At 75.9% G+C, this 26,422-nt stretch carries 22 protein-coding genes; 11 read left to right on the plus strand and 11 right to left on the minus strand.

Going from position 1 to position 26,422, the window contains the following annotated elements; all coding sequences use genetic code 11:
- Positions 1-69: 69 nt before the first annotated feature.
- On the minus strand, positions 70-1,020 hold the full coding sequence (locus tag HKK73_RS04330) for a hypothetical protein (protein ID WP_171467514.1): 951 nt from the start codon (positions 1,018-1,020) through the stop codon (positions 70-72).
- Between the two features lie 283 nt (positions 1,021-1,303).
- Here HKK73_RS04330 and HKK73_RS04335 point away from each other — a divergent pair, with 283 nt between their 5' ends.
- Positions 1,304-1,918, plus strand: coding sequence for a hypothetical protein (locus tag HKK73_RS04335; RefSeq protein ID WP_021483189.1), 615 nt, complete (start codon positions 1,304-1,306; stop codon positions 1,916-1,918).
- A 12-nt stretch (positions 1,919-1,930) separates the two neighbouring features.
- On the opposite strand, the gene HKK73_RS04340 is transcribed toward HKK73_RS04335, so the two are convergent.
- Complete coding sequence (locus HKK73_RS04340; protein WP_171467515.1) at positions 1,931-4,558, minus strand: LuxR C-terminal-related transcriptional regulator; 2,628 nt, start codon at positions 4,556-4,558, stop codon at positions 1,931-1,933.
- 298 nt (positions 4,559-4,856) lie between these two features.
- On the opposite strand from HKK73_RS04340, the gene HKK73_RS04345 reads away from it, so the two are divergent.
- Entirely contained in the window at positions 4,857-6,410 is a 1,554-nt protein-coding gene (locus HKK73_RS04345) for a hypothetical protein (protein ID WP_171467516.1), read from the plus strand.
- A gap of 65 nt (positions 6,411-6,475) precedes the next feature.
- Here HKK73_RS04345 and HKK73_RS04350 read toward each other — a convergent pair whose 3' ends face one another.
- The 5 genes from HKK73_RS04350 to HKK73_RS04370 form a co-directional block, all read right to left on the minus strand.
- Entirely contained in the window at positions 6,476-7,783 is a 1,308-nt protein-coding gene (locus HKK73_RS04350) for an alpha/beta fold hydrolase (RefSeq protein WP_216608052.1), read from the minus strand.
- A 53-nt stretch (positions 7,784-7,836) separates the two neighbouring features.
- Positions 7,837-8,346 carry a pyridoxamine 5'-phosphate oxidase family protein gene (locus tag HKK73_RS04355; RefSeq protein WP_086149037.1) on the minus strand — a complete coding sequence of 170 codons (510 nt, stop codon included), beginning with the start codon at positions 8,344-8,346 and terminating at the stop codon, positions 7,837-7,839.
- Positions 8,347-8,497: 151 nt separating this feature from the next.
- Positions 8,498-10,015, minus strand: coding sequence for a glycerol kinase GlpK (gene glpK, locus HKK73_RS04360; RefSeq protein ID WP_171467517.1), 1,518 nt, complete (start codon positions 10,013-10,015; stop codon positions 8,498-8,500).
- Between the two features lie 136 nt (positions 10,016-10,151).
- Positions 10,152-10,913 (minus strand): MIP/aquaporin family protein, encoded by a 762-nt coding sequence (locus tag HKK73_RS04365; protein ID WP_085388461.1) that lies wholly within the window; start codon positions 10,911-10,913, stop codon positions 10,152-10,154.
- Between the two features lie 174 nt (positions 10,914-11,087).
- Entirely contained in the window at positions 11,088-12,836 is a 1,749-nt protein-coding gene (locus tag HKK73_RS04370) for a glycerol-3-phosphate dehydrogenase/oxidase (protein WP_137281564.1), read from the minus strand.
- Positions 12,837-13,066: 230 nt separating this feature from the next.
- On the opposite strand from HKK73_RS04370, the gene HKK73_RS04375 reads away from it, so the two are divergent.
- Both HKK73_RS04375 and HKK73_RS04380 read left to right on the plus strand, forming a co-directional pair.
- A complete protein-coding gene (locus HKK73_RS04375; RefSeq protein WP_034655252.1) occupies positions 13,067-14,017 on the plus strand; it encodes a sugar-binding transcriptional regulator in 951 nt (316 codons plus the stop codon).
- Positions 14,018-14,042: 25 nt separating this feature from the next.
- Positions 14,043-14,696 carry an amino-acid N-acetyltransferase gene (locus HKK73_RS04380; RefSeq protein WP_051876880.1) on the plus strand — a complete coding sequence of 218 codons (654 nt, stop codon included), beginning with the start codon at positions 14,043-14,045 and terminating at the stop codon, positions 14,694-14,696.
- 16 nt (positions 14,697-14,712) lie between these two features.
- Here HKK73_RS04380 and HKK73_RS04385 read toward each other — a convergent pair whose 3' ends face one another.
- Positions 14,713-15,684 (minus strand): A/G-specific adenine glycosylase, encoded by a 972-nt coding sequence (locus HKK73_RS04385; RefSeq protein ID WP_371810584.1) that lies wholly within the window; start codon positions 15,682-15,684, stop codon positions 14,713-14,715.
- A 141-nt stretch (positions 15,685-15,825) separates the two neighbouring features.
- Here HKK73_RS04385 and HKK73_RS04390 point away from each other — a divergent pair, with 141 nt between their 5' ends.
- The gene (locus HKK73_RS04390; protein ID WP_171467518.1) at positions 15,826-16,668 is read left to right on the plus strand and encodes a hypothetical protein; all 843 of its coding nucleotides are present in this window, start codon (positions 15,826-15,828) and stop codon (positions 16,666-16,668) included.
- Positions 16,669-16,744: 76 nt separating this feature from the next.
- Here HKK73_RS04390 and HKK73_RS04395 read toward each other — a convergent pair whose 3' ends face one another.
- From HKK73_RS04395 to HKK73_RS04405, 3 genes are all read right to left on the minus strand, one after another.
- A complete protein-coding gene (locus tag HKK73_RS04395) occupies positions 16,745-17,467 on the minus strand; it encodes a class I SAM-dependent methyltransferase (RefSeq protein WP_171467519.1) in 723 nt (240 codons plus the stop codon).
- A gap of 37 nt (positions 17,468-17,504) precedes the next feature.
- On the minus strand, positions 17,505-18,590 hold the full coding sequence (gene disA, locus HKK73_RS04400; protein ID WP_034654928.1) for a DNA integrity scanning diadenylate cyclase DisA: 1,086 nt from the start codon (positions 18,588-18,590) through the stop codon (positions 17,505-17,507).
- A 174-nt stretch (positions 18,591-18,764) separates the two neighbouring features.
- On the minus strand, positions 18,765-20,228 hold the full coding sequence (locus HKK73_RS04405; RefSeq protein WP_171467520.1) for a DNA repair protein RadA: 1,464 nt from the start codon (positions 20,226-20,228) through the stop codon (positions 18,765-18,767).
- A gap of 84 nt (positions 20,229-20,312) precedes the next feature.
- Here HKK73_RS04405 and HKK73_RS04410 point away from each other — a divergent pair, with 84 nt between their 5' ends.
- The 6 genes from HKK73_RS04410 to HKK73_RS04435 all read left to right on the plus strand — a co-directional run bounded on the left by HKK73_RS04410 (position 20,313) and on the right by HKK73_RS04435 (position 26,383).
- Positions 20,313-20,849: a potassium channel family protein gene (locus tag HKK73_RS04410; RefSeq protein WP_085388456.1), complete on the plus strand. Its 537-nt coding sequence runs from the start codon at positions 20,313-20,315 to the stop codon at positions 20,847-20,849.
- Positions 20,850-21,078: 229 nt separating this feature from the next.
- Positions 21,079-21,810, plus strand: a complete 732-nt coding sequence (locus HKK73_RS04415) for a hypothetical protein (protein ID WP_171467521.1) — start codon at positions 21,079-21,081, stop codon at positions 21,808-21,810.
- Between the two features lie 79 nt (positions 21,811-21,889).
- Positions 21,890-22,765 (plus strand): pyrroline-5-carboxylate reductase, encoded by an 876-nt coding sequence (proC, locus tag HKK73_RS04420; RefSeq protein WP_171467522.1) that lies wholly within the window; start codon positions 21,890-21,892, stop codon positions 22,763-22,765.
- A 35-nt stretch (positions 22,766-22,800) separates the two neighbouring features.
- Positions 22,801-23,853 carry a LacI family DNA-binding transcriptional regulator gene (locus HKK73_RS04425; RefSeq protein ID WP_034655503.1) on the plus strand — a complete coding sequence of 351 codons (1,053 nt, stop codon included), beginning with the start codon at positions 22,801-22,803 and terminating at the stop codon, positions 23,851-23,853.
- Between the two features lie 113 nt (positions 23,854-23,966).
- The gene (locus tag HKK73_RS04430) at positions 23,967-25,628 is read left to right on the plus strand and encodes a xylulokinase (protein ID WP_171467523.1); all 1,662 of its coding nucleotides are present in this window, start codon (positions 23,967-23,969) and stop codon (positions 25,626-25,628) included.
- The gene (locus HKK73_RS04435) at positions 25,625-26,383 is read left to right on the plus strand and encodes an L-ribulose-5-phosphate 4-epimerase (RefSeq protein ID WP_085388453.1); all 759 of its coding nucleotides are present in this window, start codon (positions 25,625-25,627) and stop codon (positions 26,381-26,383) included. The genes HKK73_RS04430 and HKK73_RS04435 overlap by 4 nt, the downstream gene beginning before the upstream one ends.
- Positions 26,384-26,422: the final 39 nt, after the last annotated feature.

A 26,422-nucleotide genomic window follows, 5' to 3' on the forward strand; every position in this document is an offset into this window, starting at 1 on the left:
GGTTCTCCTGCTCGCCGCGGTACGCCGCGGACCTCCCGGCAGGTGCGGGTCGTGGAGCGACGCTCGCGCTCACACGCTGTCCACGGCGTCGAGGACGATGCCGACCTCCCGGAGGTGCTGCGCCGCCAGCACCCGGACCCGGTCGATGTGGGCGACGGTCCGGTGCCGGGGCAGACCCAGCGTCCGGGCGATCCACACGACCGTGTCGTGGCCCGGGAGCGGCCCACCGCCCCCGTACGCCTCGGCCATCCAGAGCGCCGCGACCCGTCCGCGGACCGGGTCCTCCGCGTGCGCCGCGTCGACGACGGAGCGGACGAGCGCCGGCACCTCGACCGCGTGCAGCACGCAGTCCGCGTGCGCGTCCGACGTGCGCGCGGAGTCGAGGGCCTCGTCGAACGACAGCGCGCCGCGCAGCACGAGCTCGTCGGCCTCCGTCACGACCATGCCCTGCCGGACGACGTCGGCCCGGTGGGCGCCGAGGCGCTCGTTCGTGGCGCGGACCGCCTCCTCGACCGAGGGTGCCGCGCCGCGCAGCGCGGCGAGCTCCGACCGCGTGCGCGCGAGCTCGCGACGGCGACGCTGCGCGGCCACCATGCCCGACGCCGGCGCGGTCGCGTGGTCGAGGAACGAACGGACGCGGGGTCGTGCCGTGTAGACGACGATGGCGAGGAACGAGCGCATGCTGCGCAGGTACGCCGGGTCGCGCCGGGACCGCTCGAGCATCTCCCAGGCGGTCTCCACGACGATCGCCGCGACGTCGTCGAGGTGCTGCGCCGCGGGCACCGAGTTGGTGCGGCACAGGCGCGCCGCGATCCGGCGCCACTGCGTCGCGTGGGCGGCGAGGAGGGCCGAGACCTCGGCGCGGTACCGGTCGTCGTCCTCGATCGCGACGACGCGGGCGACCTCGTCCCGGAGCGCCCCGGGGTCGTCGTCCTCCCGCGGGCCCTCGTCGACGGCGCGCACGGGACGCGCGTCGCGCGCCCGCTGCGGGCGCGGGTCGAGCAGGGTCCGGTCGGTCACGGTCCAAGCATGCGGACCCGGAGGGGCTCCTGGCGCGCGGGACACCGTCTTTCACACCGGACTTCACCCTCAGGTGCCCCGGGCAGCGGGTGATCTCCGCACGCTTCGCCCGCCGTGGGTGTTTCGCGGACGTCGCCACGGTGGGATGCTGTCCTCGGCGACGGGCTCGCCGGCTGGACAGGGCAGGACGAGATTAGGAGGTGGACCGGGTGCACGCAGCGTCCTGCGCTTCGACGGCGTCGCCGTGCCGGGCCGCCGACGCCCCGGGCGGGGTGGTGTCGCGGTGACCCCGGAGGAGGACGGCGCCGGCGCGCCATGGGACGACACGACCTGGGCCATCTGGGCCGTGGGCCTCGTGGAGCCGCTCATCGACCCCGACGACCGGCTCGCGACCATGGCCGCGATGCGCGCGCAGGCGAAGGCGCACCCGCTGCGTGCCGTGACGCTCCTCGCCGGCGCCCTCACCGACCTCCTGGACTCGTTGCCCGACGACGACCCGTGGCGCCACCTGGACCCCGCGACGTTCGGCACGTACCGGGACGGCCTGGACCTGGTCCCGTCGGAGGCCGTCGTGATCGCCGAGGACATCGGCCTCGCGGCGCTCGCCCGGCCGCTCGGGCACGGCGGGGCGCGGGTCATGAGCGAGGCGCAGCACGGGTGGGAGAACGCCGCGCACGCGGCGAACGAGCTCGAGGACCCGGTGCGCACGCTCACGCGCGCCGTGGCGTGGGCCGCCTGGCGTCGCCGCGTGTACGTGGGCGAGGACAGCTACCCCGTGCTCGTGGTCTTCTCGTGGCTGCCGCGCGCGGCGCTCATCGCTGCGGGACGCGAGATCGACGACGACCTCGCGCGCGCCGAGATGCGCGCGTCCGCCAAGATCGTCGACGACCTCGTCTGACCGGCTCGGGCCTCAGCGCCCGTCCGTGCCGCTCGCGGGCAGCGGACGCTGGGCCGGGAGCAGTCCCAGCTCGATCCCGCGGGCGAGGGCGTCCTCGCGCCGGCGCACGCCGAGCTTCCGGTAGATCGAGCGGAGCTGGCTCTTGACCGTGTTCACGGACACGGTGAGGCTCCGGGAGATGTCGACCGCGGTCGCGTGGCGCATGAGGGTGTCGAGGACGACGACCTCGCGGTCGGACAGGGGCTGGGGGAGGTCGGCCGTCGCGGCGAAGAGCTCCGGCACGGGTTCCGCGTCCCCGATCAGGCGCTGCGCCGTCTGGTCCTTGCTCCGTCCCGCGAGCTCGACCAGCGTGAGGAGGTCGTGCCGGGCGGGGAGCGCGAGGGCGAACCGCAGCCGCCGGTCCTCGGCCACGCCGGCCAGCTTGTCCAGGGCGTCGCGCGCCTGCGTCTCCTCCTCGGCGTGGGTGAGCGCGGCGGCGAGCAGGACGGCGTGCGCGGCCCGCAGGCGCGGCGCGGCGGTCCGCGGCGGCGTGTGCGCGACGAGCACGTCGCGCGCGGTGCTCCACCGGCCGGTGAGCAGCGCCGCGTGGGCCCGCAGCAGCCAGGTGAGCGACGACGTCGCCGGGGCGACCTTGAGCCAGGAGTGCACCGCGCCGACCTGGCCGCGCGCGAGCCCGAGCAGGCCGCTCACGTAGTCGAGGTGGTCGATGTCGCGCGCGGAGATGCGTCGGCGGCCGCGCTCGGACTCGATGTAGCGGCGCAGCCGCTCGATGCCCAGGGCCGGCTCGAAGGACACCAGGTCGACGTACGCCTGAACCGTGGCGACGACCGGGCGGGTCTCGAGCGTCGCGAGGTGCGGTCGCAGCACGTCGAGGTGGGCCTGGGCGCCGCGGGCGTCGAAGCGTTCGAGGCACACGATCGCGCGAGCGATGCGGTACAGGTGGTCGTCGCGCCCCGCGCGGACCTCGGCGTGGGGCGACGCCTCGATGACCTCGAGGTCGCGCACGGCCTCCGGCAGGTCCCCGCGGAGCGCGAGCACGAGCGCACGCAGCGACAGGCCGTAGAGCGTGCGCGGGTCGACGGCGGGGGAGCCGCCGAGGTCCTCGAGCGTGGCGAGCGCCTCGTCGTCCGCGCCCGCCCGCGCGAACGACATCGCGACCTCGGCGCGGAGCCGGGGCAGCTCGCGGACGAGCACCCGGCGCTCGTCCACACCCAGCTCGTCGAGCGTCTGCCGAGCCCGGCGCGCCGGCTCGAGCGCGCGCTGCGTCGCGTTCGTCGAGCGCAGCGCGACGCTCTCGAGCACGTCGAGGACGACGCGTTCCGTCGTCGAGGTCGTCCTCGCCCGGGGGCGCAGGGCGGCCAGCGTCAGCTGGTACGTCTCGATCGCCTCGGTGCGCTCCCCGGGGACGCTGTCGTGGTGGATCGCGAGGGCCCCGGCGAGCAGCGGCCAGCGCCGCAGGTCCGTCTGCGGGAGGCTCTTGAGGACGTCGAGGCGGGCCAGCGCCTGCGGCTCGAGCAGCTCGCCCCAGTACCGCGAGACGGCCGAGGACGCGAGCGCGAGGTCGCCCGCGCCGACCGCGTGCCGCAACGCCTCGACGGGATACCCGTTCGTCAGGTACCAGCGCGCGGCGGCGAGCTGGGCACCTCCCCACTCGTCGGGGTGCTCTTCGCGGACGCGCTCCGCCACGAACGTCCGCACCACGGGGAACAGGACGAAGACCCGGCCCGCGGGACGTCGCTCCCACGCGCCCAGCCCGCGCTCCTCGAGCATCCACAGCAGCTGCGGCGCCGCGGGCTCCCGGGTCAGCGCCACGGCGAGGTCGGCGGTGAGGACGTCCGCGACCGCGCACCGCCGCAGGACCTGCTCGAGCCGAGGGCGCTCGGCGCCCTCGAGCTGCTTCTCGAGCGCGGCCCGCAGCAGCTCGTCGGCGACCTGGACGTGCGCCGGGGTCCCGTGGGAACCGGCCATCTCCGCGGCGAGCATCGCGACCCGCAGGTACAGCGGCTGGCCGCCGGTGAGGACGTGCGCCTCCGCGGGGTCGAGGTCCACGCCCGCCTGGCGCAGCATGCGGGCCGTCTCGTCCCGGGTCAGCGGCAGCTGGTCCGCCGTGATGACGGTCCGGTCGAGCTCGAGCCCGACCGAGGCGGCCTCCAGGGGGGAGACCGTGCTCGTGGCCACGGCCACGGAGAGGTTCGGGCACAGGCGCAGCAGGGCGAGGACGTCGTCGTGGACCGCGGCGTCCGTGACGTCCTGGTAGTCGTCGATGACGACCACGACCTCCCCGGGCACCGCGAGGAACGCGTCGGCCAGGCGGCCGGGCACGTCCTCGGGGGCGAGCTCCGCCGGGCCCAGCGCGGCCTCGAACGCCTCGAGCCCGGCCCGCGCGGCACGTCGCGCGACCGCGCGCCAGAGGTCCGTCCGGGACATCTCCGGGATGACGGACAGCCAGAGTCCCGGCGTGGCCCGGCGTCGGGACCACTCGGCGAGGAGGGAGGTCTTGCCCGCACCCGCCGGGCCGCGGACCACGCGGAGCGCGGCGTCCACCTCGAGCCGGTCGAGCAGGCGCTCGCGGACGAGCTCGGTGTGCGGGGGGCGTGGCGCCCCGTACAGACGGAACGTCGTCGTGTCCGTCACCGACATGCTGCCTCCGTGCTTCCCCCGCTCCACGGGCGGGCGGACGGACGGCGGCGAACCGCGTCCGGCCACGGCTCCGCCCCGAGAGCCGGCACCGCGCCGTGATCCGCTCTCACCCTAGGCGAGGAGGTGCGCCGGTTCTCGGGGAAGGCGGGTGAAGCGCTCGAACCGGGTCGCCCGCGGCTCCCTCCAGCCCGGACGAAACGGGACGCGCGGGGACGATGCGGACAGCGTGGCCCGTCGCGTGCATAGGGGCCTCGGGCGCGCCCACCCGCGGACGCGACCGGAGAGGAGCCGCACGCCCATGTCTGTGCACCGGGCCCGCCCGCGGACCGCGCTCGCCGCGGTGCTGGTGGGCGCCGTCCTGGTCGGCGCGTCCACGACGGCCCACGCCGTCCCGGTCGCCCGCGCCGCGGCAGACCCGGGCGTCGCGCCCGTGGCGACGGAGACCCTCGTGCGGGTCGTGGAGGACGGCCGGCCCGGTGCCGCGGGTGCGGCGGCGTCCACCGCTGCGGCCGACGGCACGGGCCCCGACGCGGCATCGGGCACGGACCCCGGCGCGGGCATGGACTCCGGTGCCGGCGCGGGCGCCGGCACCGTGGGCGTCGGGCCCGTCGTGCCTGCCGTGCCCGGTGCTCCCGTGCCGGACGGACCGGAGCCTCCCGCGCCCGGGTCGGCCGCTCCGGAGGAGGGCGCGTCTCCCTCCGTCCCCGCTCCCGACCCGGCGGCCCCGGAGGAGGGCGAGACGCCCCCCGGCCCCGACCCCACCGTGCCCGACGGCGAGCCCGCGCCCCGCGTGGTCGTGCTGCCGCCGGTCCTCGTCCGTGCGGCGGCCGGGGACGCGGTATACCTGGTGCCGGTGGTCGAGGGCGTGCGCTGGTCCCTGGGCGGCGAGCCGATGACGTGCACCGTGGTCCTGGTCGACGGGTACCGGACCGTCGAGGCGCCGCGGGACGGCGGCGTCCTGCGGGCGACGGCCGTGGCGGAGGACGGCCACGTGCTGCAGCTCCCGGACGGGCGGACCGCCGCCGAGGCGGTCACGGAGCTGCTCCCCGTCGTCACGGCGGTGCTCCCCGCCGCGCAGGACGGCCCGGGCGAGGCGGACACGTACACCGTGCCCGACGCCGAGGGCCTCGTCGTCCGCGACGCGACCGGTGCGGTGCTCCCGCCCGGCAGCACGCACGCCGTCGAGGGGTACCTCGACCACGTGGCGCGCGTCGTCCTGACGCTCTCCCCGGCCGCGGGCCTGCGGCTCGCGGCGCAGGGCGAGGCGGAGCCGGTGCTCCCGGGGTCGGACGGGTCGCGCGCCGTCGAGCTCGTGTTCTCCGGCCTCACCGAGGTCCGGGCGCCGGCGCCCGTGGTCGTCGCCGCGCGCCCGGGCGCGGCGGCCGAGGTCGAGGTGCCGCGGGCCGACGGCGTGGAGTTCGTCCTCGACGAGCGGGTCCTCGCCCCGGGCCGCCATCCTGCCCGGGGCACGGTGACCGTGACGGCGCGCGCGCTCGACGGCTACGTCCTCGTCGGCGAGACGTCGTGGGAGCTCGTGCTCGACGGGCCGGCCGTCCCCGAGGCGCCCGCCGCCCCGCCCGCGTCGCCTGCTCCGGCCGCCCCGGCGCCCGCTGCGACACCGGACGCGTCCGCGCCGACGACGGCGGACGGGCCCGCGCTCGACCTGGCGCCGGTGGTCGGCACGGCGGACCCGTCGGGCGCCGTCGTCGTGGCCGCGGGCGGGGCGCCCGCCGCGGTGCCACCGGCCCCGCCGCGCGGCGACGCCGGGTTCGACCTGCTCACACTGGTGCTGGGCGGGGCGCTCGTGTCCGGGGCGTGGGTGCTGCGCGCGCGCCGCGACCAGACGGCCTGACGCCGCCCACCGGGGTCAGGGAGCCTGACGCCGCAGCCCGTCCAGCGGGCCGGGCGCGGCACGCCTCAGGTGCGCGGGCCGCCGCGGGCGCCGAGCCGCTCGACCAGGCGCGCGAGGACGTCGCCCGTGCGCAGGCCGTCGTGCTCGAACTCGTTCGTCACCCACGTGCGGACGTTGCCCACGCGCGCCGCCGTCTCGAGCGAGAGCCCGGCGTCGACGAACATGTCGTCGACGTACACCGCCGCCTCGACGGGCACCTCGTTGCGCGCGAGGACGTCGAGGTCGTACAGGTCGGGCCACTCCTCGCGCGCGGCGAGCGCCTCCGCCGCCGCGCGGAACGGCCGGAGCGCGGCGATCTCCTCGAGCATCCAGGGGTAGATCATCTCGCCGGTGAGGAGCAGCGGTCGCGCCGCCGGGTCGAAGGCCGGCTCCTCGGCGCGGACCGCCTCGGCGGCCCACGCTGTCGGGCCGGTGCCCGACTGCGCGTAGATCGACTCGTGGAGCACGGCGTAGAGCGGGTTGGTGCGGAACGACGTCGCCGCCGCGACCTCCGCGAGGAACGTGTCCGTGAGGGTGTCCGGCGCGTCCGCGTCGAACGCCTCGTCCACGAGCCAGTGGATGCGCTCCGGGCCGGGCTTCATCCCGAGGTCCGTGCCGTGCGACTGGAGCCGGCGCACGGTGAGCCGGTCGCCGTCGGGCAGGCGCACGTCGTCGGCCGCGAGGAGGTCCGCGACGCGCGCGAGGCGGGCCGCGTCGTCCGGGTACCGCTCCCGGTAGGCGGCGTTCTTCGCGACGACGCGCGGCTGGGTGCGGCGGTACACCTCGCGCGCGTCCGCCGTCAGGCCCGGCAGCCCGCCCGTGACGTAGCACGCGGCGAGCGCCTCGGGCGCCCGCGACAGGTACGTCATCGTGAGGAAGCCGCCGTAGGACTGGCCGAGCGACGTCCACCGCCGCCCGCCGTACACCGTCCGGCGCACGTGCTCGGCGTCGGCGACGATCGCGTCCGCCCGGAAGTGGGAGAGGTACTCCGCCTGTGCGGCCCCCGGGCCGCGCGCGGCGAGCGCCGCCCCGCGCACGGCCGAGGACCGGCCGGTGCCGCGCTGGTCGAGCAGCACCACCCGGTGCGTCGCGAGCGCGGTGCCGACCCAGCCGTCCGGCCCCGTGGGCCGGGGCCCCTTGCCGCCCGGGCCGCCCTGGAGGAACACGAGCAGCGGCAGGTCGTCGTGACGCCGGACCGGGTCGACGAGCTCGCGCACGAACAGCGTGAGGCGGCGGGGGTCCGTGTCGTCGTCCCACACGAGCGGCACCTCGAGCTCGCGGTCGGTGACGTGGATGCCGGGCAGGGTGTACGCGGTCTCGCGGGCGACGCTCACCCGGCCACCCTAGCCGCGCCGCGCGCGGCGCTCCGGGCGGCCGGCGGCACGGGTCACAGCTCGACGGTCTCGTTCTCCCCGCCGTCGTAGCGCGAGCCGGTGACCTTCGCCTTGACCAGGCTGAACAGCGTGGCGACGCGGCCGCCGGGGGAGTCCCAGTACTCCGCGGAGTCGGCGTGCAGCCGGACGAGCACCACGCCGGGCGTGTCCGGGCCGTCGGGGAACCAGGCGTCGGCGACCGTGTTCCACAGCTCGCGGATCTTCTCGCGGTCGCGGACGACCGCGGCGCGCCCGGACACCGAGACCCAGGACGTCGAGCCCGAGAAGGCCGCGTTCGCCGCCGAGTCCCGCGCGATCTCGGCGACCTTGTGCGAGTCGGCGGCGGCGAAGAACCACAGGTCGCCGTCGAAGTCGACGGCCTGGACACCCATCGGCCGGCTCACCAGGCTCCCGTCGGTCGCGACGGTGGTCAGCATGGCGATCTTCTCGTCCTTGATGAGCTCGCGGACCGTGGCGACCTCGTCGGAGCTCGCGTGGGGCTGCTCGTGGTGCGTGCCGGTCATGTCGTCTCCCGTCGTCGGGCCGCGGGGCGCGGCACCTCGACGCTAGGCACGACGCGCGCGACTCGCCCCGTGGGAGCACGACGAGGGGGTGGGGTGCGCGACGCCGCGGCGCCGTGCACCCCACCCCCTCGGCGGGTGGTCCCGGGACGGGCTACTGCTCCACGTCCTCGTCGACCCACTCCATGGTCTTCGTCACGGCCTTCTTCCAGTTCCGGTACAGGCGCTCGCGCTCGCCGGACTCCATCGACGGGCTCCAGCGCTTGTCCTCGGCCCAGTTGTCGATGACGTCCTGCTCGCCCTTCCAGAAGCCGACGGCGATGCCCGCGGCGTACGCGGCACCGAGCGCCGTCGTCTCCGCGACCTTGGGGCGCACGACGTCGACGCCGAGCTGGTCGGCCTGGAACTGCATGAGGAGCTCGTTGGCGACCATGCCGCCGTCGACGCGCAGCTCGGTGAGGTCGACGCCCGAGTCGGCGTTCATCGCGTCGACGACCTCGCGGCTCTGGAACGCCGTCGCCTCGAGCGCGGCGCGCGCGATGTGGTTGCGGTTGACGTACCGCGTGAGGCCCACGAGCGCGCCGCGCGCGTCGGGCCGCCAGTAGGGCGCGAACAGGCCGGAGAACGCCGGCACGAAGTAGGCGCCGCCGTTGTCCTGGACCTTGCCCGCGAGCCACTCGACGTCGGGCGCGTCCTCGAACATGCCCAGGTTGTCGCGCAGCCACTGCACGAGCGAGCCGGTCACGGCGATCGAGCCCTCGAGCGCGTACACGGCGGGCGCGTCGCCGATCTTGTAGCAGACCGTCGTGAGCAGGCCGTTCTTGCTCATGACCTTCTCCGTGCCCGTGTTGAGCAGCAGGAAGTTGCCGGTGCCGTACGTGTTCTTGGCCTGGCCGACCTCGAAGCACGCCTGGCCGAACGTGGCCGCCTGCTGGTCGCCGAGGATGCCGGCGATCGGGACGCCGGGGACGAGGCCGCGGGGACGGCCGTGTCCGTACACCTCGGACGACGACCGGATCTCGGGGAGCATCGACAGCGGGATGCCCATGTCCGCGGCGATGTCCTCGCGCCAGGAGAGCGTGTCGAGGTCCATGAGCATCGTGCGCGACGCGTTCGTCACGTCGGTGACGTGCACGCCGCCCTCGGTCCCGCCCGTCATGTTCCACAGCACCCAGGTGTCGGTGTTGCCGAACAGCAGGTCGCCCTTCTCGGCCTTCTCGCGCGCGCCCTCGACGTTGTCGAGGATCCACTTGATCTTCGGGCCGGAGAAGTAGGTGGCGAGCGGCAGGCCGACGACCGACTTGTACTTCTCGGCACCCTCGTCGCCGCCGAGCTCGTCGACGATCTTCTGGGTGCGCGTGTCCTGCCAGACGATGGCGTTGTAGACGGGCTTGCCCGTGGTCTTGTCCCAGACGACGGCCGTCTCGCGCTGGTTCGTGATGCCGACGGCCGCGATGTCCTCGTGCGTGAGGTTGCCTCGGGTGAGGGCGAGACCGACGACCTCGCGCACGTTGTTCCAGATCTGCTCGGGGTTGTGCTCGACCCACCCCGCGCGCGGGAAGATCTGGTCGTGCTCGAGCTGCCCGGTGGAGTAGATCTCCCCGGAGTGGTTGAAGACGATGGCCCGGGAGCTCGTGGTCCCCTGGTCGATGGCGAGAACGTAGTCGGCCATGGTGCGTTCAGTCCTTCACGTCGGTGTGGGTGTGGTTGCGGCGTAGGTGCCCGGCGCCCGACGGCGCGGGTCGCGTGACCGGGGAGGCCCCCGGCTCCCCGGTCACGCGGGGGAGAGGTCCGGTCGTCCGGGTCGGTCAGACCCAGGCGGCCCCGAGCAGGCCGGCGAGGACGCCGCCGACCAGCGGACCGGCGACCGGGACCCAGGCGTAGGCCCAGTCGCTCGAGCCCTTGCCCCGGATCGGCAGCACCGCGTGCGCGATGCGGGGACCGAGGTCACGGGCAGGGTTGATGGCGTAGCCGGTGGGACCACCGAGGCTCGCGCCGATACCGACCACGATGAGCGCGACCGCGAGCGGCCCCAGGCCCGACGGGGTCTTGCCGGACGCCACGACGAAGAACACGAGCACGAACGTCGCGATGACCTCCGTGACGAAGTTCCACGCGTAGGAGCGGATCTCCGGGCCGGTGGAGAACACCGCGAGCTTGGTCGCGCCGGGCGCGTCCTCGTCGAAGTGCTTCTTGTACGCCAGGAACGCCAGCACGGCGCCGACGAAGGCACCGATCATCTGGGCCCCGAAGTACAGGAACATGTTGCCGACCGTCGGCTCGATGGTCGCCGTCACGAGCCCCTCGGGGCCGGTCGCGGAGAAGAACGGCTCCTGGGCGGTGAAGAGGCCGATGGTCACGGCCGGGTTGAGGTGCGCACCCGACTTGTAGGCCACGTAGACGCCGGCGAAGACCGCGAGGCCCCATCCGAAGTTGATGAGGAGCCAGCCGCCGTTGAAGCCCTTGGTCCTCGGGAGGACGACGTTCGCGACGACGCCCGCGCCGAGGAGGATCAGTGTCGCCGTGCCGAGTATCTCGGACCAGAAGGCGTTCATGAGGAGTTGATCCATCGTGCTCTCTCTTTCGTGGTGGACTTCTCTGTCTCAACCGTCCCGACGCACCTGAGCGTCGGGTCCTCGGGTCGGTCCGCCCGTCGGCGTGCGCCCCGTGGGGTCGGTGTGCGGGGCCCCGGGGGCCGACCCGTCGGTCAGCCCCCGGGGCTCGCTCGCGGCGATGTGCAGCTGTCAGGTCGTGCGGAGCGGCTGGAGCGGTGACACGTCGGGCGCCTCCAGCCGGGTGCGCTCGGCGGACGCGTCGTCGGGCGCCTGCTCGGCGGCCGCCTCGGCCTCCGCGCGGGCGGTGTAGCTCGCGATCTCGGCGTCGCGCGTCGCGTCGTCCCACCCGAGGATCTCGGCGGCGACGGCCGCGATCTCGGGCAGCGCGGCGAGGCCCCGGTCGGGCACCTCGTAGTTGAGCCGCGTGCGGTGCAGCAGCAGGTCCTCGAGGTGCAGCGCCCCCTCGTGGGAGACGCCGTACGCGACCTCCGCGCGCAGGTAGGCCGGCGCGTGCTCGAGCGGGCGGGCGAGGTCGGGCTGCGCCTCGCACAGCTCGACGAGCTCGCGCAGGTTCGACCCGTACCGGTGCAGGAGGTGGTCGACCATGGCCGGGGTCCAGCCGTACCGGGACGCCCAGGGCCGCGCCTGGCGACGCACGGCGTCGAGGCCGACGGCGCCGAGCAGCGGGATCTTGTGCGTGATCGACGGCAGGGCGCTCGCGCGCTGGCCGATCGCGAAGTCCACCGCGTCCTTCGCCATGACGCGGTAGGTGGTGAGCTTGCCGCCGGCGATGACCGTGAGGCCCGGGGTCGGGGAGGCGACCGTGTGCTCGCGCGAGACCTTCGCGGAGCTGGTGCCCTCCTTGGTGCCCGGCTGGAGCAGCGGCCGCAGGCCCGCCCACGTGCCGATGATGTCGTCGCGCGTCAGGGGGTGGGCGAGCACGGCGTTCGCGTGCTCGAGCACGTAGTCGATGTCGGCCGCGGTCGCGACGGGGTGCTGGAGCTCCTGCTCCCACGGGGTGTCGGTCGTGCCGATCACCCAGTACCGGGACCACGGGATGACGAACAGGACCGACTTCTCGGTCTGCAGGATCAGCCCGACCTGGCCCTTGATGCGCTCGCGCGGCACGACGATGTGGATGCCCTTGGACGCGAGGACCCGCAGCCCGCCCTCGCTGCCGGCGAGCGCCTCGGTGTCCTCCGTCCAGACGCCGGTCGCGTTGATGACGGCGCGTGCCCGGACGGTGATCTCGCGGCCCGTCTCGAGGTCCTGGAGCACGGCACCGTTCACGGCGCCCGTCGAGCCCTTGGTGAGCGAGACGACCTGCGTGCGGGAGGCCGCGTGCGCGCCGTACGACGCCGCGGTGCGCACGAGCGTCGAGACGAGTCGGGAGTCGTCGACCGACGCGTCCCAGTACTGGACGGCGCCGACGGCCGCGTCGTGCGCGAGGTCGGGGAACTTCTTCTCCATGCGGCTGCGCGACAGGTGCCGGTGCAGCGGCATCGCGCGGCGACCGGGCGCGACGCTCGCCAGCGTGTCGTAGAGCGCGATGCCGGCGCCGACGTAGGCACGCTCCCACACGCGGTGCTCGAGCGGGTACAGGAAGGGGACGGGGCGCACGAGGTGCGGCGCGATCTCCTTGAGCAGGAGGTCGCGCTCGGTGAGCGCCTCCTTGACCAGGTGGAAGTCGAGCATCTGCAGGTAGCGCAGGCCGCCGTGCACGAGCTTGCTCGACCGGCTCGACGTCCCTGCCGACCAGTCCTGCGCCTCGACGATCGCGGTGGAGAGCCCGCGCGTGACCGCGTCGAGCGCGATCCCAGCGCCGGTGACCCCGCCGCCGATCACGAGGACGTCGAGCTCGGCGTCCGCGCTGGTGCTGGCCTCGAGCGCGGCGAGCGCCTGCCGCCGGGAGTCCGCGGTGAGTCTCGTGGATGCCATCCGTCTTCCTCTCTCGTCCCTCGGTGCTGCGGCACGCCGCGGGACGATCGCGCCCACGGTGCGCTCACAGCGACGGTCCCACGCCCGACCAGGGTGCGCGAGCGGGAACCGCCGTGCGTGCACCGGGGTCTCCGGCGCGGAGGCACACGGTCCAGACCACCACGCGGCGAACGCCCGCGCAACCGTGGTGCACGAACGTGCAGAATGGGGCTGACGGGAAGGAGACCGCGATGGTCGATCGGGAGCAGGACGTCCTGCGCGCGGCGTCGATGTACTACCTCCAGGACATGAAGATGGAGGCGATCGCCAAGCACCTGCACACGTCGCGGTCCACCGTGTCGCGGCTGGTGAAGCGGGCGCGCGACACGGGCCTGGTCGAGATCTCGCTGCGCCCCGCGCGCAGCCGCGGGCCGGGGCTCGGGCAGCACCTGGCGAGCACGTGGGGGATCGACGCCTACGTGGTCCCCGTGCCCGACCAGGCGCCGCAGGTCGAGCGGCTCGAGCAGGTCGCGCTGACGACCGCGCGCCTGCTGTCGACGTGGTTCGACTCCGACATGATCCTCGGGATCGCGTGGGGCACGACGCTCTCGGCCGTGTCCCGGCACCTGCCGCGCAAGCCGACCCGGGGGAGCGCCGTCGTGCAGCTCAACGGGGCGGCGAACACGCGGACGTCGGGCGTGCACTACGCGGGCGACCTCATCGCCGGCTTCGGCAGCGCGTTCGACGCCCACGTGCACCATTTCCCAGTGCCCGCGTTCTTCGACTACGCGGAGACGAAGCGCGCGATGTGGCGCGAGCGGTCCGTGCGCCGCGTGCTCGACGTGCAGCACCGGGCCGACATCGCGCTCTTCTCCGTCGGGGCCGTCGCGGGCGGTGTGCCGTCGCACGTGTACTCCGCGGGGTACCTCGACCCCGACGACATCGCGGTCCTCGACGCCGAGGGCGTCGTCGGCGACGTCTGCACCGTGTTCCTCCGCGCCGACGGGACCTACCGCGACATCGCGCTCAACGAGCGCGCGACGGGGCCGGCCCCCGAGGAGCTGCGGCGCGTGCCGCGGCGGGTGTGCGCCGTCGCGGGCGACAACAAGGTGGCGCCCCTGCGCGCAGCCCTGCGCGCGGGCGTGGTGACCGACCTCGTCGTCGACGAGATCACGGCGGCCCACCTCGTCGGGGGCTCCTGAGCACCCAGTGCACATATGCGTTCCGATGCATGACTATGCAGCGGGTGCTCCGCGCGCGTACAGTGTCGCGGTGCCCACGACCTCCGCCGTCCGTGTCCGTCCCGCCCTGCCCGCGGACGTGCGGACGGTGCGTGCGCTCGTGCAGCCCTACGCCGAGGACCGCATCCTCCTGGCCAAGGAGATGGTCGGGTACTACGAGGCGGTCCAGGAGTTCGTCGTCGCCGAGGTGCCGGACCCGGACGCGGCGGACGGCGCGGACGCGCGGCGCGTCGTCGGGTGCGGGGCGCTGCACGTCATGTGGGACGACCTCGCGGAGATCCGCACGCTCGCGGTGGACCCGGCGTGGCGCGGCCACCGCGTGGGGCACGCGCTCGTCGTCGAGCTCGTCGCCCGCGCTCGCGCCCTCGGCCTGCGGCGCGTGTTCTGCCTGACGTTCGAGGTCGACTTCTTCCGCGCGCACGGCTTCCGCACCATCGAGGGGACGCCCGTGTCCCCCGAGGTGTACGCCGAGCTCCTGCGCTCGCACGACGACGGCGTCGCGGAGTTCCTCGACCTCGCGCGCGTGAAGCCCAACACGCTCGGCAACACGCGGATGCTGCTCGACCTCGACGGCCCTGCCGTCCCCGGCGGCCCCGCCGACCTCGACCGCGACCGGGCTGCGGACGTCGCGCGCGGCTGACGGCCCGCCCGCCGCGTCAGACGGGGAGCCGGTAGAGCACCCCGCCCGGCCCGTCCTCCTGCTCGACGAGACCGTCCTCCACGAGGCTCGCGACGCACCGGTCGAGCTGCGCGGCGTCGTGCCACACCTCGGCCACGACGCCGCGCGGCACCGGGCCCGGCGCGTCGCGCAGCGCCGCCATGACCCGGCCCCGCGCCTGCCGGTCGGTGCCGGCCCAGGCCTGCGTGCGGCGTCGGGCCGCGTGCTCGTCGCCGGGACGGCCGGCCAGGCGCCACGCGCACGCGTCGCGGACGGGGCAGACGCCGCACCGGGGCGCGCGCGCCGTGCAGACGAGCGCGCCGAGCTCCATCGACGCGGCGGCCCACAGCACCGCGTCGTCGTCGTCGGGCGGGGCGACCGCGGCGGCGGTCGCGCGCTCCACGGCCGTGTACGACGGCGCGGGCAGCGCGACGCCCCCGACCGCGCGCGCCAGGACACGGCGCACGTTCGTGTCGACGACGACCGCGCGGCGCCCGTGCGCGAACGCGGTGACCGCCGCGGCGGTGTACTCGCCGACCCCCGGCAGCGCGCGCAGCGCCTCCTCGCCGCGGGGCACCTCGCCGTCGTGCCGCTCGACGATCGCCCGCGCGCACTCCTGCAGGCGCAGCGCGCGCCGCGGGTAGCCCAGCCGGCCCCACGCGCGCAGCACGTCGGCGGTCGGTGCGGCGGCGAGGTCGGCCGGCTCGGGCCAGCGCTCCATCCACGCCCGCCACGCCGGCTCGACCCGCACGACCGGCGTCTGCTGCAGCATGACCTCGCTCACCAGCACGCCCCACGCGGTGCGGTCCGCGGCCCGCCACGGCAGGTCGCGGGCCGTCGCGCCGAACCAGCGCCCGACGGCGCCCCTCAGCCCCGCGTGCGGGTCTGAGGGCGCGGTCGAGAGCGCGGTCGAGGGCGCCGTGCGGACGGGGTCGTCGGCGCGCGCCGGGCGGGGGGTGGGGGCGGGCACGGGTGGTGGGTCCTCGGGAGGGTCGGGGTCGGGCCGCACACATTGTGCCCCGACCTGGGCCGCCGTCGGCGCGGCACCGGCCCCGCGGGGCGGCGCCGCGGCTAGCGTGGTCCCGACCAGCACGAGCACGACGGAGGACCCGTGAGCACGCCGCGGACCGACCGCACCCCGAGGCCGAGCACCCGCCCCAGCACCGGGCCGGGCGCTCCCACGCGCGCCGCCCTGGTGCGGCGTCGGCTCGTCGCGCTCCTCCTGCTCGTGGCGCTCGTCGTCGGCCTCGTGCTGCTCGGCCAGGTGGCCGTCCGCGCCGTCGGGCCGCTGCTGAGCGGCGACGCGAGCGCGCAGGAGGGCAAGTCCCCGCCCCCCACGCCCGAGGCGGCGGGGCCGCCCCGCGACTGCACGGCGGCGTCGCTCGAGCTCGCCGTGACGACGAACGCCGCCGAGTACGAGCCCGGTCGCGCCGTGCAGCTCGACGTGACCGTCCGGCACTCCGGCGGGCGGCCGTGCCTCGTCGACGGCTCCGACGCGGGCCGCCAGGTGCTCGTCTACTCGGGCGACGAGCTCGTGTGGTCGTCGGCCCACTGCGGGTCCACCGAGCGCCTGCTGCTCATGAGCACGGGCGACGAGGACCCGTCGCGGCTCGTGCGGTGGGACCGGCACCGCTCGGTCGAGGGCTGCGCGCCCGACCAGCCCGAGGTCGCGCCCGGCACGTACACGGCGGTGGTGAGCATCGCCGGCGTCGACGGCGCGACGAGCGAGCCCGTGACCTTCACCCTGCTCGCCCCGCCCGCGCCCACGCCGGACCCGGCCGAGCCCACCGCCCCGGCGGACGGGACCACCCCGCCGGAGGGCGCCCCGGCGGACGGGACCGCTCCCGCCGACGGGACGGCCCCGGCGGACGGGACGCCGCCGGCCGAGGGGACGGCGCCCGCCGAGGGCGCCGAGCCGCCTGCCCCGTCCGATCCTCCGGCCGGCGGCGCGTAGACCGGCGGCGCCGCCCCCGCCCGGGGCGCTGACCCGCCTCTGGGAGGGGCCTTTCGGACGCTCCCGGGCGCGGGCGTCAGCGGCGGGCGAGGGCCCAGCGGAAGGCGTTGCGCAGCAGGTAGGACCCGTCGGGACGACGGAACGGTCGCGCGGCGCGGAGCACGTCGGGGCGGAGCTCGGCGCGCAGCTCGTCCGACTCGCCGAACATGATCGCGGCGACGACGTCGTCCGCGTCGGCGAGCACCATCGGCGCGTCCGCGACGCCCTCCGTCACCGGCGTGAAGCCGTGCTCCGCGAGGAGCGCGCCGAGGTGCCCCTCCTCGCGGCTCTCGTCGCTCGGCTCGTGGTCCTCGCCCGCGACCGCGCGCTCGAGCACGGTGAGGTCGTTGAGCGCGTCCTCGGCCCACGTCGCGACGGCGACCAGCCCACCGACGCGGCGGCACTCGACGAGCGTCCTCGCGACGTCGGTGAAGGCGAGCGCGTTGACGAGCGTCACGAGGTCGAAGGAGTCGTCCGGCCAGGGGAGTCGCTCCGCCTGCGCGACGCGCAGGTCCGCGCCCGGGCTGCGGCGCCGGGCGACGTCGACCATCCCGGCGGCGGCGTCGCACCCGGCCGCCTCGGCCCCGCGGGCCACGGCCAGGGCGACGAGCTCGCCCGTGCCGCACCCGACGTCGAGCACGCGGGAGCCCGGCCCGACGCCCGCGGCGTCGAGGATCGCCCGCTGCGCGGGCTCGGCGGCGGGCGCCCACCAGCGCGCCCAGGCGTCGGCCAGTGCCGACCACTCGTCGACGTGGTCCACGGTCCCCTCCGTGTGCGTCGTGCGGACGGTCGGAGCGTCAGACGTAGCGCTCGAGGATGCTCGACTCCGCGAGCCGGGACAGGCCCTCGCGCACCGCGCGGGCCCGCTGCTCGCCGACGCCGTCGACGGTCATGAGGTCGTCGATGCTCGCCGCGAGGAGCTTCTGCAGGCCGCCGAAGTGCGCCACGAGCCGGTCGATGATCGTCGCGGGCAGGCGCGGCACCTTCGACAGGAGGCGGTACCCGTGCGGGGCGACCGCCGCGTCGAGCGCGTCGCCGCCGCCCGGCAGGTCGAGCACGCGCCCGATCTGGCCGAGGTCGAGGAGCTGCGTGGAGTCGAGGCCCCCGAGGGCCTTCTGCACCTCCGCGAGCGAACGGTCCTTGCGGCCCAGGTCGACGTAGTCCCGGATGACGAACTCGCGGTCCGAGCCGATGCCGCCGATGAGCTCGTCGAGCTGGAGCGCGAGGAGGCGGCCGTCGGTGCCGAGCTCGATGACGTAGCCGGCGATCTCCTCGGAGATGCGCGCGACCATCTCGAGGCGCTGCACGACGGCGCAGACGTCGCGCACCGTGACCAGGTCCTCGATCTCGAGCGCGGACAGCGTGCCGGACACCTCGTCGAGGCGCGCGCGGTAGCGCTCGAGCGTCGCGAGCGCCTGGTTGGCGCGCGACAGGATCGTGTCGGAGTCCTCCAGGACGTGGCGCTGCCCGCCAACGTACAGCGCGACGATCCGCATCGACTGGCTCACCGAGATGACGGGGAAACCGCTCTGCTTGGCCACGCGCTCGGCGGTGCGGTGCCGCGTCCCGGACTCGGTGGTCTCGATCGTCGGGTCAGGCAGGAGCTGGACGGCCGCGCGCAGGATGCGGTTGGCGTCGCGGTCGAGCACGACGGCGCCGTCCATCTTCGACAGCTCGCGCAGCCGCGTCGCGGAGAACCCGACGTCGAGCTGGAAGCCTCCCGAGCACATCTCCTCGACGACCTTGTCCAGGCCCAGCACGATGAGCGCGCCGGTCCGGCCGCGCAGGATGCGCTCGAGACCGTCACGGAGCTCGGTGCCCGGTGCCACGGCGGCGAGGGTCTCCCGGAGCAGCTCGTCGGGGTGCGCGGGGGAGTTGGCCACGGGGGAATCCTACGCTGCGAGCCCCTCCGCACCTCCGGAAAACCCCGGCGCCACGCCACAAAGCGGTCACGATCCGGTCTCGGCGCGTACGGCTCGGCCGGGCCGCGGTGAGCGTCGGCGGCGCGCCGGGCACCTGACCGGCCCCGGCTCGCCGGGGACCGGGTCGTGGTCCGCCTAGCTCCGCGCGAGCTCGACCGCCTCGCCGAGGTGCCGCGCCGGGTGGATCGTCATGCCCTCGACGGGGCGCGGGAACGACCCCCGCGGCACGACGGCGCGCGTGAAGCCGAGCCGCGCGGCCTCGGCCAGCCTGCGGTCGAGGCCGGCGACCGGTCGGATGTCCCCGGCGAGGCCGACCTCGCCGAACGCGACGGTGCCCTGCGGGAGGGCCTCGTCCTCCCGCGCGGACAGGACGGCGAGCGCGATCGAGAGGTCGGCGGCCGGCTCGGTCACCTTGGCGCCACCCACGGTCGACGCGTAGACGTCCTGGTCGACGAGCCGCACGCCCGCGTGGCGGTGCATGACGGCGAGGATCATCGCGAGGCGGCTCGAGTCGACGCCGCTCGTGGTGCGGCGCGGGTTCGTCAGCGAGCTCGGCACGACGAGCGACTGGATCTCGAGCGCGAGCGGCCGGCGGCCCTCGAGCGTCACGGTGACGCACGTGCCCGGTACGCCCGCGCCGGTGTGCGAGAGGAAGAGGCCGCTCGGGTCGGCGAGCCCCACGATCCCGTTCTCGGTGAGGTCGAAGCAACCGACCTCGTCCGTGGGCCCGTAGCGGTTCTTCACCGCGCGGACGAGGCGCAGGCGCGAGTGCCGGTCGCCCTCGAACTGGCACACGACGTCGACGAGGTGCTCGAGCGTGCGCGGGCCGGCGACCGAGCCGTCCTTCGTGACGTGACCGACGAGGATCACGGGCAGGTCGCGGGCCTTCGCCGCGGCGATGAGCGACGCCGCGACCTCGCGCACCTGGCTCACGCCACCGGGCGCGCCCTCGACCTGCGCGGACGCGACGGTCTGCACGGAGTCGACGACCAGCAGGTCGGGCTCCGTGGCCTCGATGTGCCCGAGGACGGTCGCGAGGTCCGTCTCGGCCGCGAGCAGCAGCCCGGGCGCGAGGGCGCCGACGCGCTCGGCGCGCAGGCGCACCTGCCCGGCCGACTCCTCGCCCGTGACGTAGAGGACGCGCCGCGGGACGGGCGCGGGGCGCGCAGGCTCCGCGGGCGCACGCTCTCCGGCGGGCCGGACCGTCGGCAGGTCGGAGCCGCCCGCGGCGACGTTGCTCGCCACGGCGAGCAGGAGCGTCGACTTGCCGACGCCCGGCTCCCCGGCGAGGAGCACGACGGCGCCCGGCACGATGCCGCCGCCGAGCACGCGGTCGAACTCGGACACGCCGGTGGGCGTGGCGCGCGCGGCCTCGACGCTGATCTCGCCGATGGGGCGCGCGGGGGAGCGCGTGGGGGACACGGCCGTGGTGCGGGGGCCCGAGGCGGCCGGGGCGTCCTCCGTCACCGTGCCCCACTCCTGGCACTCGCCGCACCGGCCCACCCACTTCGCGGTGGTCCACCCGCACTCGCTGCAGCGGTAGGCGGGGCGGGCTCGCTTGGCGGCCGCGGAGCGGGCCGCGGTGGTCGGCGACGTCACGCGCCCCAACCTAGCCAGCACCCCTGACACCGGCACGCCGCCGCACGCCGCGACGAGCGGGCGTCGGCGCGGGATGCTGGGCCCATGCGCAAGCGCGGCCTCCCGCACGACAGCCCGTGGTGGACGCCGATCCTCACGGTGACCTCGACGGCCGCGTGCCTCACGGTCTACTACGGCGTGCCGCTGCCCGACGACGACGCGCCCGAGGTGGTCCAGCTCGTCTCCTTCGGCGTCGGGCTGGCGCTGCTGTGCGGGCTCCTCGTGGTCCAGGTGCGGCGCCAGCTCCGCGCGTGGGAGACGCCGAGCGTGCGGGTCCAGTCCGTCATGGGCCTGCTGCTGCCGGTCGTGACGTTCTTCGCCCTCGTCTACTACCTCCTCGCGGACCAGTTCGTGGGGATCGAGAACCGGACCGACGCCCTGTACTTCGCCGTCGTGACGCTCGGGACGGTCGGCTACGGCGACGTCCACCCGACGGGCGAGGCCGCCAAGATGGTGGCGATGGTCCAGATCGTGCTGGACCTCGTCGTCGTCGGCGTCCTGGTGTCGATCGCCACGTCGCGCGCGCGGGCCCGGGCGGAGCACCGCGAGCGCGCGGTGCGCACCGAGCGACGCCCCGACTGACGTCGCCGGCCGGCGGCCCGTGGCCCACGGTCCCGGGCGGGCGGTTCCCGGCGGGCGGTCCCCGAGGCGGACGCCGGGGCACGACGACCGGGTGAACCCGCTCCGCCCGGACGACACCCCGCGTCACCGCAGGGGGTCGGGCCCGCGCGCGTCCTACGCTGGGCCGCGGGGCCACGCCCCGGAGGATCGGCGGCCCACGAGGACGGCCGGGAGCAGAGAGGTGCGCGCGATGAGCCAGCCGCCCGGCGGGGGCACGCCAGGACGGGCCGCCACCCCGGCGCGCCCTGGGGCGACGGCGGGCGCGTCGGGTCCCCGCCGTCCCGCCGACGCGACGGGCGCGCGGGACCGGAGGCACTCCCGCCCCCCGTCGGCGGCGGTGTACCGGCGTCGCCGGCTCGTCGTGCTGGTCGGTCTCTTGGTCGTCGTCGGTCTCGTGCTGGCGCTCCTCGCCTGGGTGTGGCCGGGGTTCGCCCGCTCGGACGCCGCGGCCGAGCCCGAGCCGACGGTCACCGTCACCGCCGACCCGCCCACGCCGACGCTCGAGCCCGTGGCACGCACCGGCACGACCGCGTTCGCGCGGGCGCTCCCGGACACCGTGCTCGACCTCGTGCTCCGCAGCGACTCGGCGACGGACGCGTGGACCGCCGCGCGCGCCCTGGAGGCGTACCAGCTCGAGTACGCCGACGGCGAGGGGGACGACGCGACCCGGGTCACCGTCGTCGCGGGCCAGTGGCCGACGTCCGCGGAGGCGGAGGCCGCGGCGGACGACCTCGTCGCCGCGGCGGGCACGCCCACGGAGGAGGGCGACGTCGAGGTCGCCGGGGAGGTCGCGGGCCGGTACGCCGTGACCGACGCGGGCGACGGCCGGGCCACCGTCACGTGGCGCAACGACACGGCCGTCCTCCAGGCGACGGGGCCCGCCGACGTGGTGGCCGACGTCTACGCCGCCTTCCCGCTCTGAGCACCGGGGCCCTCGCGGCGGCCCGGACTCTCCGGGTGCGCAAGAATGCCCTTCACCGACTCCCGGGAGCTGATCGCCCATGACCGACCTGCCCACCCCCTCCGCGCCCCGGCTCGCCGTCCTCGGCACGGGCGTCATGGGCGAGACCGTCCTCGCGGGTGCGCTCGCGTCGGGGTGGCGACCCGACGACGTCGTCGCGACGGTCCGCCGGCCCGAGCGCGCCGACGAGCTCGCCGCGCGCCACGGCGTCCGGACCACGCGCGACAACGTCGAGGCCGTGCGCGGCGCCGGGGTCGTCGTCGTCGCGGTGAAGCCGAAGGACGTGGCCGCGCTGCTCGCCGAGGTCCACGACGCGGTGGGCGAGGGCACGGTCGTCGTGAGCGTCGTCGTCGGCCTCCCGACCGCCTTCTACGAGGAGCGGCTGCCCGCGGGCACCGCCGTCGTGCGGGTCATGCCGAACACGCCGTCCGTCGTGGGCGCGGGCGTGAGCGCCGTGAGCGGCGGGAGCGCGGCGGACGACGACGACGTCGCGCTCGTCGAGCGGCTCCTCACCTCGACGGGCCTCGTCGTGCGCGTCGCGGAGAAGGACCAGGACGCCGTCGGCGCGCTCTCCGGCTCCGGGCCCGCGTACGTCTTCTACGTCATCGACGCGCTCGCCGAGGCGGGCGTGCTGCTCGGCCTGACGCGCGCGACGGCGCTCGAGCTCGCGACCGCGACCGTGCACGGCGCGGCCACGATGCTGCGCGAGACGGGCGAGCACCCGGCGATCGCGCGCGAGCGCGTCTCCTCGCCGGGCGGCACGACGGTCGCGGCCCTGCGCCGTCTCGACGCCGGCGGGGTGCGCGCCGCGTTCCTCGACGCGCTCGAGGCCGCGCGCGACCGCTCGGCCGAGCTCGCGGCGGCGCTCGCGGACGCCCCGGCGCCGCGCGCGGGGACCGAGGGGGCGGGGTCGTGAGCGACGGGCCGTCGCCCCGCACGCGCCCGCCCGCGATGTCGGACGTCGCACGGCTCGCCGGCGTCTCGCACCAGACCGTGTCCCGCGTGCTCAACGACCACCCGAGCGTGCGGCCCGAGACCCGCGACCGCGTCCTCGACGCGATCGCGACGCTCGGCTACCGCCGCAACAGCGCGGCGCGCGCCCTCGTGACGATGCGCTCGGGCACGATCGGCGTGGTGACCACCGGCTCCGCGCTGTACGGGCCGACGTCGACCCTCATCGCGGTCGAGGAGGCCGCCCGCGAGCAGGGCTACTTCGTGAGCGTCGCGACGATCCGGCGCTACGACGCCGACACGATGCACCGCGTGCTCGAGCACTTCATGGACCAGGGCGTCGAGGGCATCGTCGTCATCGCGCCGCAGACGGACGTCGCGGCGGCGGTCGACTCGTTCCGCGCACCCGTCCCCGTCATCATGATCGCCGCGCGCGACCTCCCCGCGGACGGCGAGGCGACCGACGTCGTGCGCCCCGCGCCCGGTGCGCTCGGCGCGCCGGGGGCGATCCTGTCCATCGCCGTGGACCAGCGCCTGGGTGCGCGCGTCGCGACGGAGCACCTGCTCGGCCTGGGCCACCGCACGGTGCTCCACCTGTCCGGGCCGCTCGACTGGTTCGACGCGCGCGAGCGCGAGACGGGCTGGCGCGCCGCGCTCGAGGAGCACGGCGCCCCGGTGCCCGAGCCGGTGCGGGGCGACTGGTCGTCGGACCGCGGGTACGCCGTCGGGCGCGAGCTCGCGGCCGCGGTCCGCGCGGGCGACGGCCCGACGGCGGTGTTCGCGGGCAACGACCAGCTCGCGCTCGGCCTGCTGCGCGCGTTCTGGGAGCAGGGCGTGCGGGTGCCGGCGGACGTCTCGGTGGTCGGGTTCGACGACGTCGCGGGCGCCGGGCACTTCATCCCGCCGCTGACGACGGTGCGCCAGCCGTTCGGGTCCCTGGGTCGCCGGTGCATGGGGATGATGATCGACGCGCTGGCGGGCGCGACGGTCCGTCCCGTCTCGATCCCGCCCGAGCTCATGGTGCGCGAGAGCACGGGCACGCCGCGCGACTGACCGCGCGCTCGCACGGGCGAGCGCGGAGGGAGTTGGCCTCGCCGGTTGTGAGCGCTAACATTCGAAGGACACTCAACGACCGAGGCGCGACGCCGCGACGAGGAGAAGCAGCAATGGTGCAGCAGGACGAGGTCGGGCGCCGTCGGGCGGCCGTCGTGGCGGGGGACACCGCGCTCGGGATCGAGCTCGGGTCGACGCGGATCAAGGCGTGCCTCGTGGACGGCGACGGCACGCCGCTCGCGAGCGGGAGCCACGCCTGGGAGAACCGGTTCGAGGACGGCGTTTGGACGTACCCGCTCGACGCCGTGGAGGCGGGGCTGCGCGAGTGCTACGCGCGCCTCGTGGCCGACGTCGAGGAGCGGTACGGCGTGCGACCCACGACGTACGGGGCGCTCGGCGTCTCCGCGATGATGCACGGCTACCTCGCGTTCGACGCCGACGGCGAGCTCCTCGTCCCGTTCCGCACGTGGCGCAACACCTCGACCGGCCCGGCCGCCGCCGAGCTCACCGAGCTGCTGGGGTACAACGTCCCGCTGCGCTGGTCGGTCGCGCACTGGTACCAGGCGATCCTCGACGCCGAGCCGCACGCGGCGAGCGTCGCGTCGCTCACGACGCTCGCCGGGTACGTCCACCGGCGGCTCACGGGCCGCCACGTGCTCGGCGTCGGCGACGCGTCCGGCATGTTCCCGGTCGACCCGGCGACGCGCGACTACGACCACGCGCTCCTCGCGCTCGTCGACGAGCGCGCCGCCACCCACCGAGCCGGGCCGAAGCTCGCCGAGCTGCTGCCCGACGTGCTCGTCGCGGGGGAGGACGCCGGGCGCCTGACCGCTGCGGGCGCGGCCTGGCTCGACCCCACCGGGTCGCTGGAGCCCGGCGTCCTGCTGTGCCCGCCCGAGGGCGACGCGGGCACGGGCATGGTCGCGACGAACGCCGTCGCGCCGCGCACGGGCAACGTCAGCGCGGGCACGAGCATCTTCGCGATGGTCGTGCTCGAAGGTCCGCTCGCCGCCGTGCACCACGAGCTCGACCTCGTCACGACGCCGGCGGGCGACCTCGTCGCGATGGTCCACTGCAACAACGGCGCGAGCGAGCTCGAGGCGTGGGCCGGCCTGCTCGGCGAGCTCGCCGCGGCCGTCGGCAGCGACGCGGGCCCGGACGACGTCTTCGGCGCGCTGTTCCGCGCCGCGCTCGACGGCGACGCCGACGGCGGCGGGCTGCTCGCCTACAACTACCTCGCGGGGGAGCCGATCACCGGGCTCGACGAGGGGCGCCCCCTGGTCGTCCGCACGCCCGGCAGCCGCCTGACGCTCGCCAACTTCGCGCGGACGCAGGTGTACGGCGCGTTCGGGACCCTCGCGCTCGGCATGCGCGTGCTCGCGCGGGAGGGCGTCCGGATCGACGGGATGCTCGCCCACGGCGGGATGTTCCGCACCGCGGGCGTCGCGCAGCGGCTCCTCGCGGCGGCGATCGGCGCGCCCGTCAGCGTGGGGCGCACGGCGGGCGAGGGCGGGGCCTGGGGCATCGCGGTGCTCGCGGCCTTCGCGCGCGCCTGCGCCGGGGAGCGCGCACCGGGCGCCGACGTGGGTGCGGACCTGGGCGACTACCTGCGCGACCACGTCTTCGCGGCGGCCGAGACCGTGACGGTCGAGCCCGACCCCGCGGACGTCGCCGGCTTCGCCGCGTACCTCGAGCGGTACGCGGCCGGGCTCGCCGTCGAGCGTGCCGCCGTGACAGCGCTGCCCACCCGCACCGGAGGAGAGGACCCCGCATGAGCACGCCCACCCCGTCCGCGGACGCGACGGCCGCGCGACCCGCCGTCCCGGCGGTGCCCGCGCACCTGCGCGACGCCGTCGACGCCGCCAAGGAGCGCGTCGCCGCGCTGCACGCCGAGCTGCCCCGCTGGGAGCTCGTGGTGTGGACCGCGGGCAACGTGTCCGAGCGCGTCCGGGACACCACGCGGCCCGACGGCGCGGGCGACCTGCTCGTCATCAAGCCGTCGGGCGTCGCGTACGACGACATCACCCCCGGCGCGATGGTCGTGTGCGACCTCGACGGGGCCCTCGTCGAGGGCGACCGGTCGCCGTCGTCGGACACGGCGGCGCACGCGTACGTGTACCGCCACCTGCCCGAGGTGGGCGGCGTGGTGCACACGCACTCGACCTACGCGACGGCGTGGGCCGCGCGCGGCGAGCCGGTGCCGTGCGTCCTGACGATGATGGCCGACGAGTTCGGGGGCGACATCCCCGTCGGACCGTTCGCGCTCATCGGGGACGACTCGATCGGGCGCGGCATCGTGGAGACGCTGCGCGGGTCGCGCAGCCCCGCGGTCCTCATGCGCAACCACGGGCCGTTCACCATCGGCAAGGACGCGCGCGCGGCGGTCAAGGCGGCCGTGATGTGCGAGGAGGTCGCCCGCACCGTGCACGTCAGCCGCCAGCTCGGCGAGCCCACGCGCATCGCGCAGGACGACGTCGACGCGCTCTACGCGCGCTACCAGCACGTCTACGGGCAGCAGCCCGCGCGCTGACCGGCGGGCCGCTCCGACCCGGTTCCCCCGGGGCCCGGC

The organism is Cellulosimicrobium sp. 72-3 (assembly GCF_013127315.1).
GTDB classification, from domain to species: domain Bacteria; phylum Actinomycetota; class Actinomycetes; order Actinomycetales; family Cellulomonadaceae; genus Cellulosimicrobium; species Cellulosimicrobium funkei.

Bases quoted from the DNA above. Each gene is read 5' to 3' on its own strand.
- HKK73_RS04340 (WP_171467515.1), bottom strand. From the start codon at position 4,558: ATGTCGGTGACGGACACGACGACGTTCCGTCTGTACGGGGCGCCACGC.
- HKK73_RS04345 (WP_171467516.1), top strand. From the start codon at position 4,857: ATGTCTGTGCACCGGGCCCGCCCGCGGACCGCGCTCGCCGCGGTGCTG.
- HKK73_RS04355 (WP_086149037.1), bottom strand. From the start codon at position 8,346: ATGACCGGCACGCACCACGAGCAGCCCCACGCGAGCTCCGACGAGGTC.
- glpK (WP_171467517.1), bottom strand. From the start codon at position 10,015: ATGGCCGACTACGTTCTCGCCATCGACCAGGGGACCACGAGCTCCCGG.
- HKK73_RS04365 (WP_085388461.1), bottom strand. From the start codon at position 10,913: ATGGATCAACTCCTCATGAACGCCTTCTGGTCCGAGATACTCGGCACG.
- HKK73_RS04370 (WP_137281564.1), bottom strand. From the start codon at position 12,836: ATGGCATCCACGAGACTCACCGCGGACTCCCGGCGGCAGGCGCTCGCC.
- HKK73_RS04375 (WP_034655252.1), top strand. From the start codon at position 13,067: ATGGTCGATCGGGAGCAGGACGTCCTGCGCGCGGCGTCGATGTACTAC.
- HKK73_RS04380 (WP_051876880.1), top strand. From the start codon at position 14,043: ATGCATGACTATGCAGCGGGTGCTCCGCGCGCGTACAGTGTCGCGGTG.
- HKK73_RS04410 (WP_085388456.1), top strand. From the start codon at position 20,313: ATGCGCAAGCGCGGCCTCCCGCACGACAGCCCGTGGTGGACGCCGATC.
- HKK73_RS04415 (WP_171467521.1), top strand. From the start codon at position 21,079: ATGAGCCAGCCGCCCGGCGGGGGCACGCCAGGACGGGCCGCCACCCCG.
- proC (WP_171467522.1), top strand. From the start codon at position 21,890: ATGACCGACCTGCCCACCCCCTCCGCGCCCCGGCTCGCCGTCCTCGGC.
- HKK73_RS04425 (WP_034655503.1), top strand. From the start codon at position 22,801: ATGTCGGACGTCGCACGGCTCGCCGGCGTCTCGCACCAGACCGTGTCC.
- HKK73_RS04430 (WP_171467523.1), top strand. From the start codon at position 23,967: ATGGTGCAGCAGGACGAGGTCGGGCGCCGTCGGGCGGCCGTCGTGGCG.
- HKK73_RS04435 (WP_085388453.1), top strand. From the start codon at position 25,625: ATGAGCACGCCCACCCCGTCCGCGGACGCGACGGCCGCGCGACCCGCC.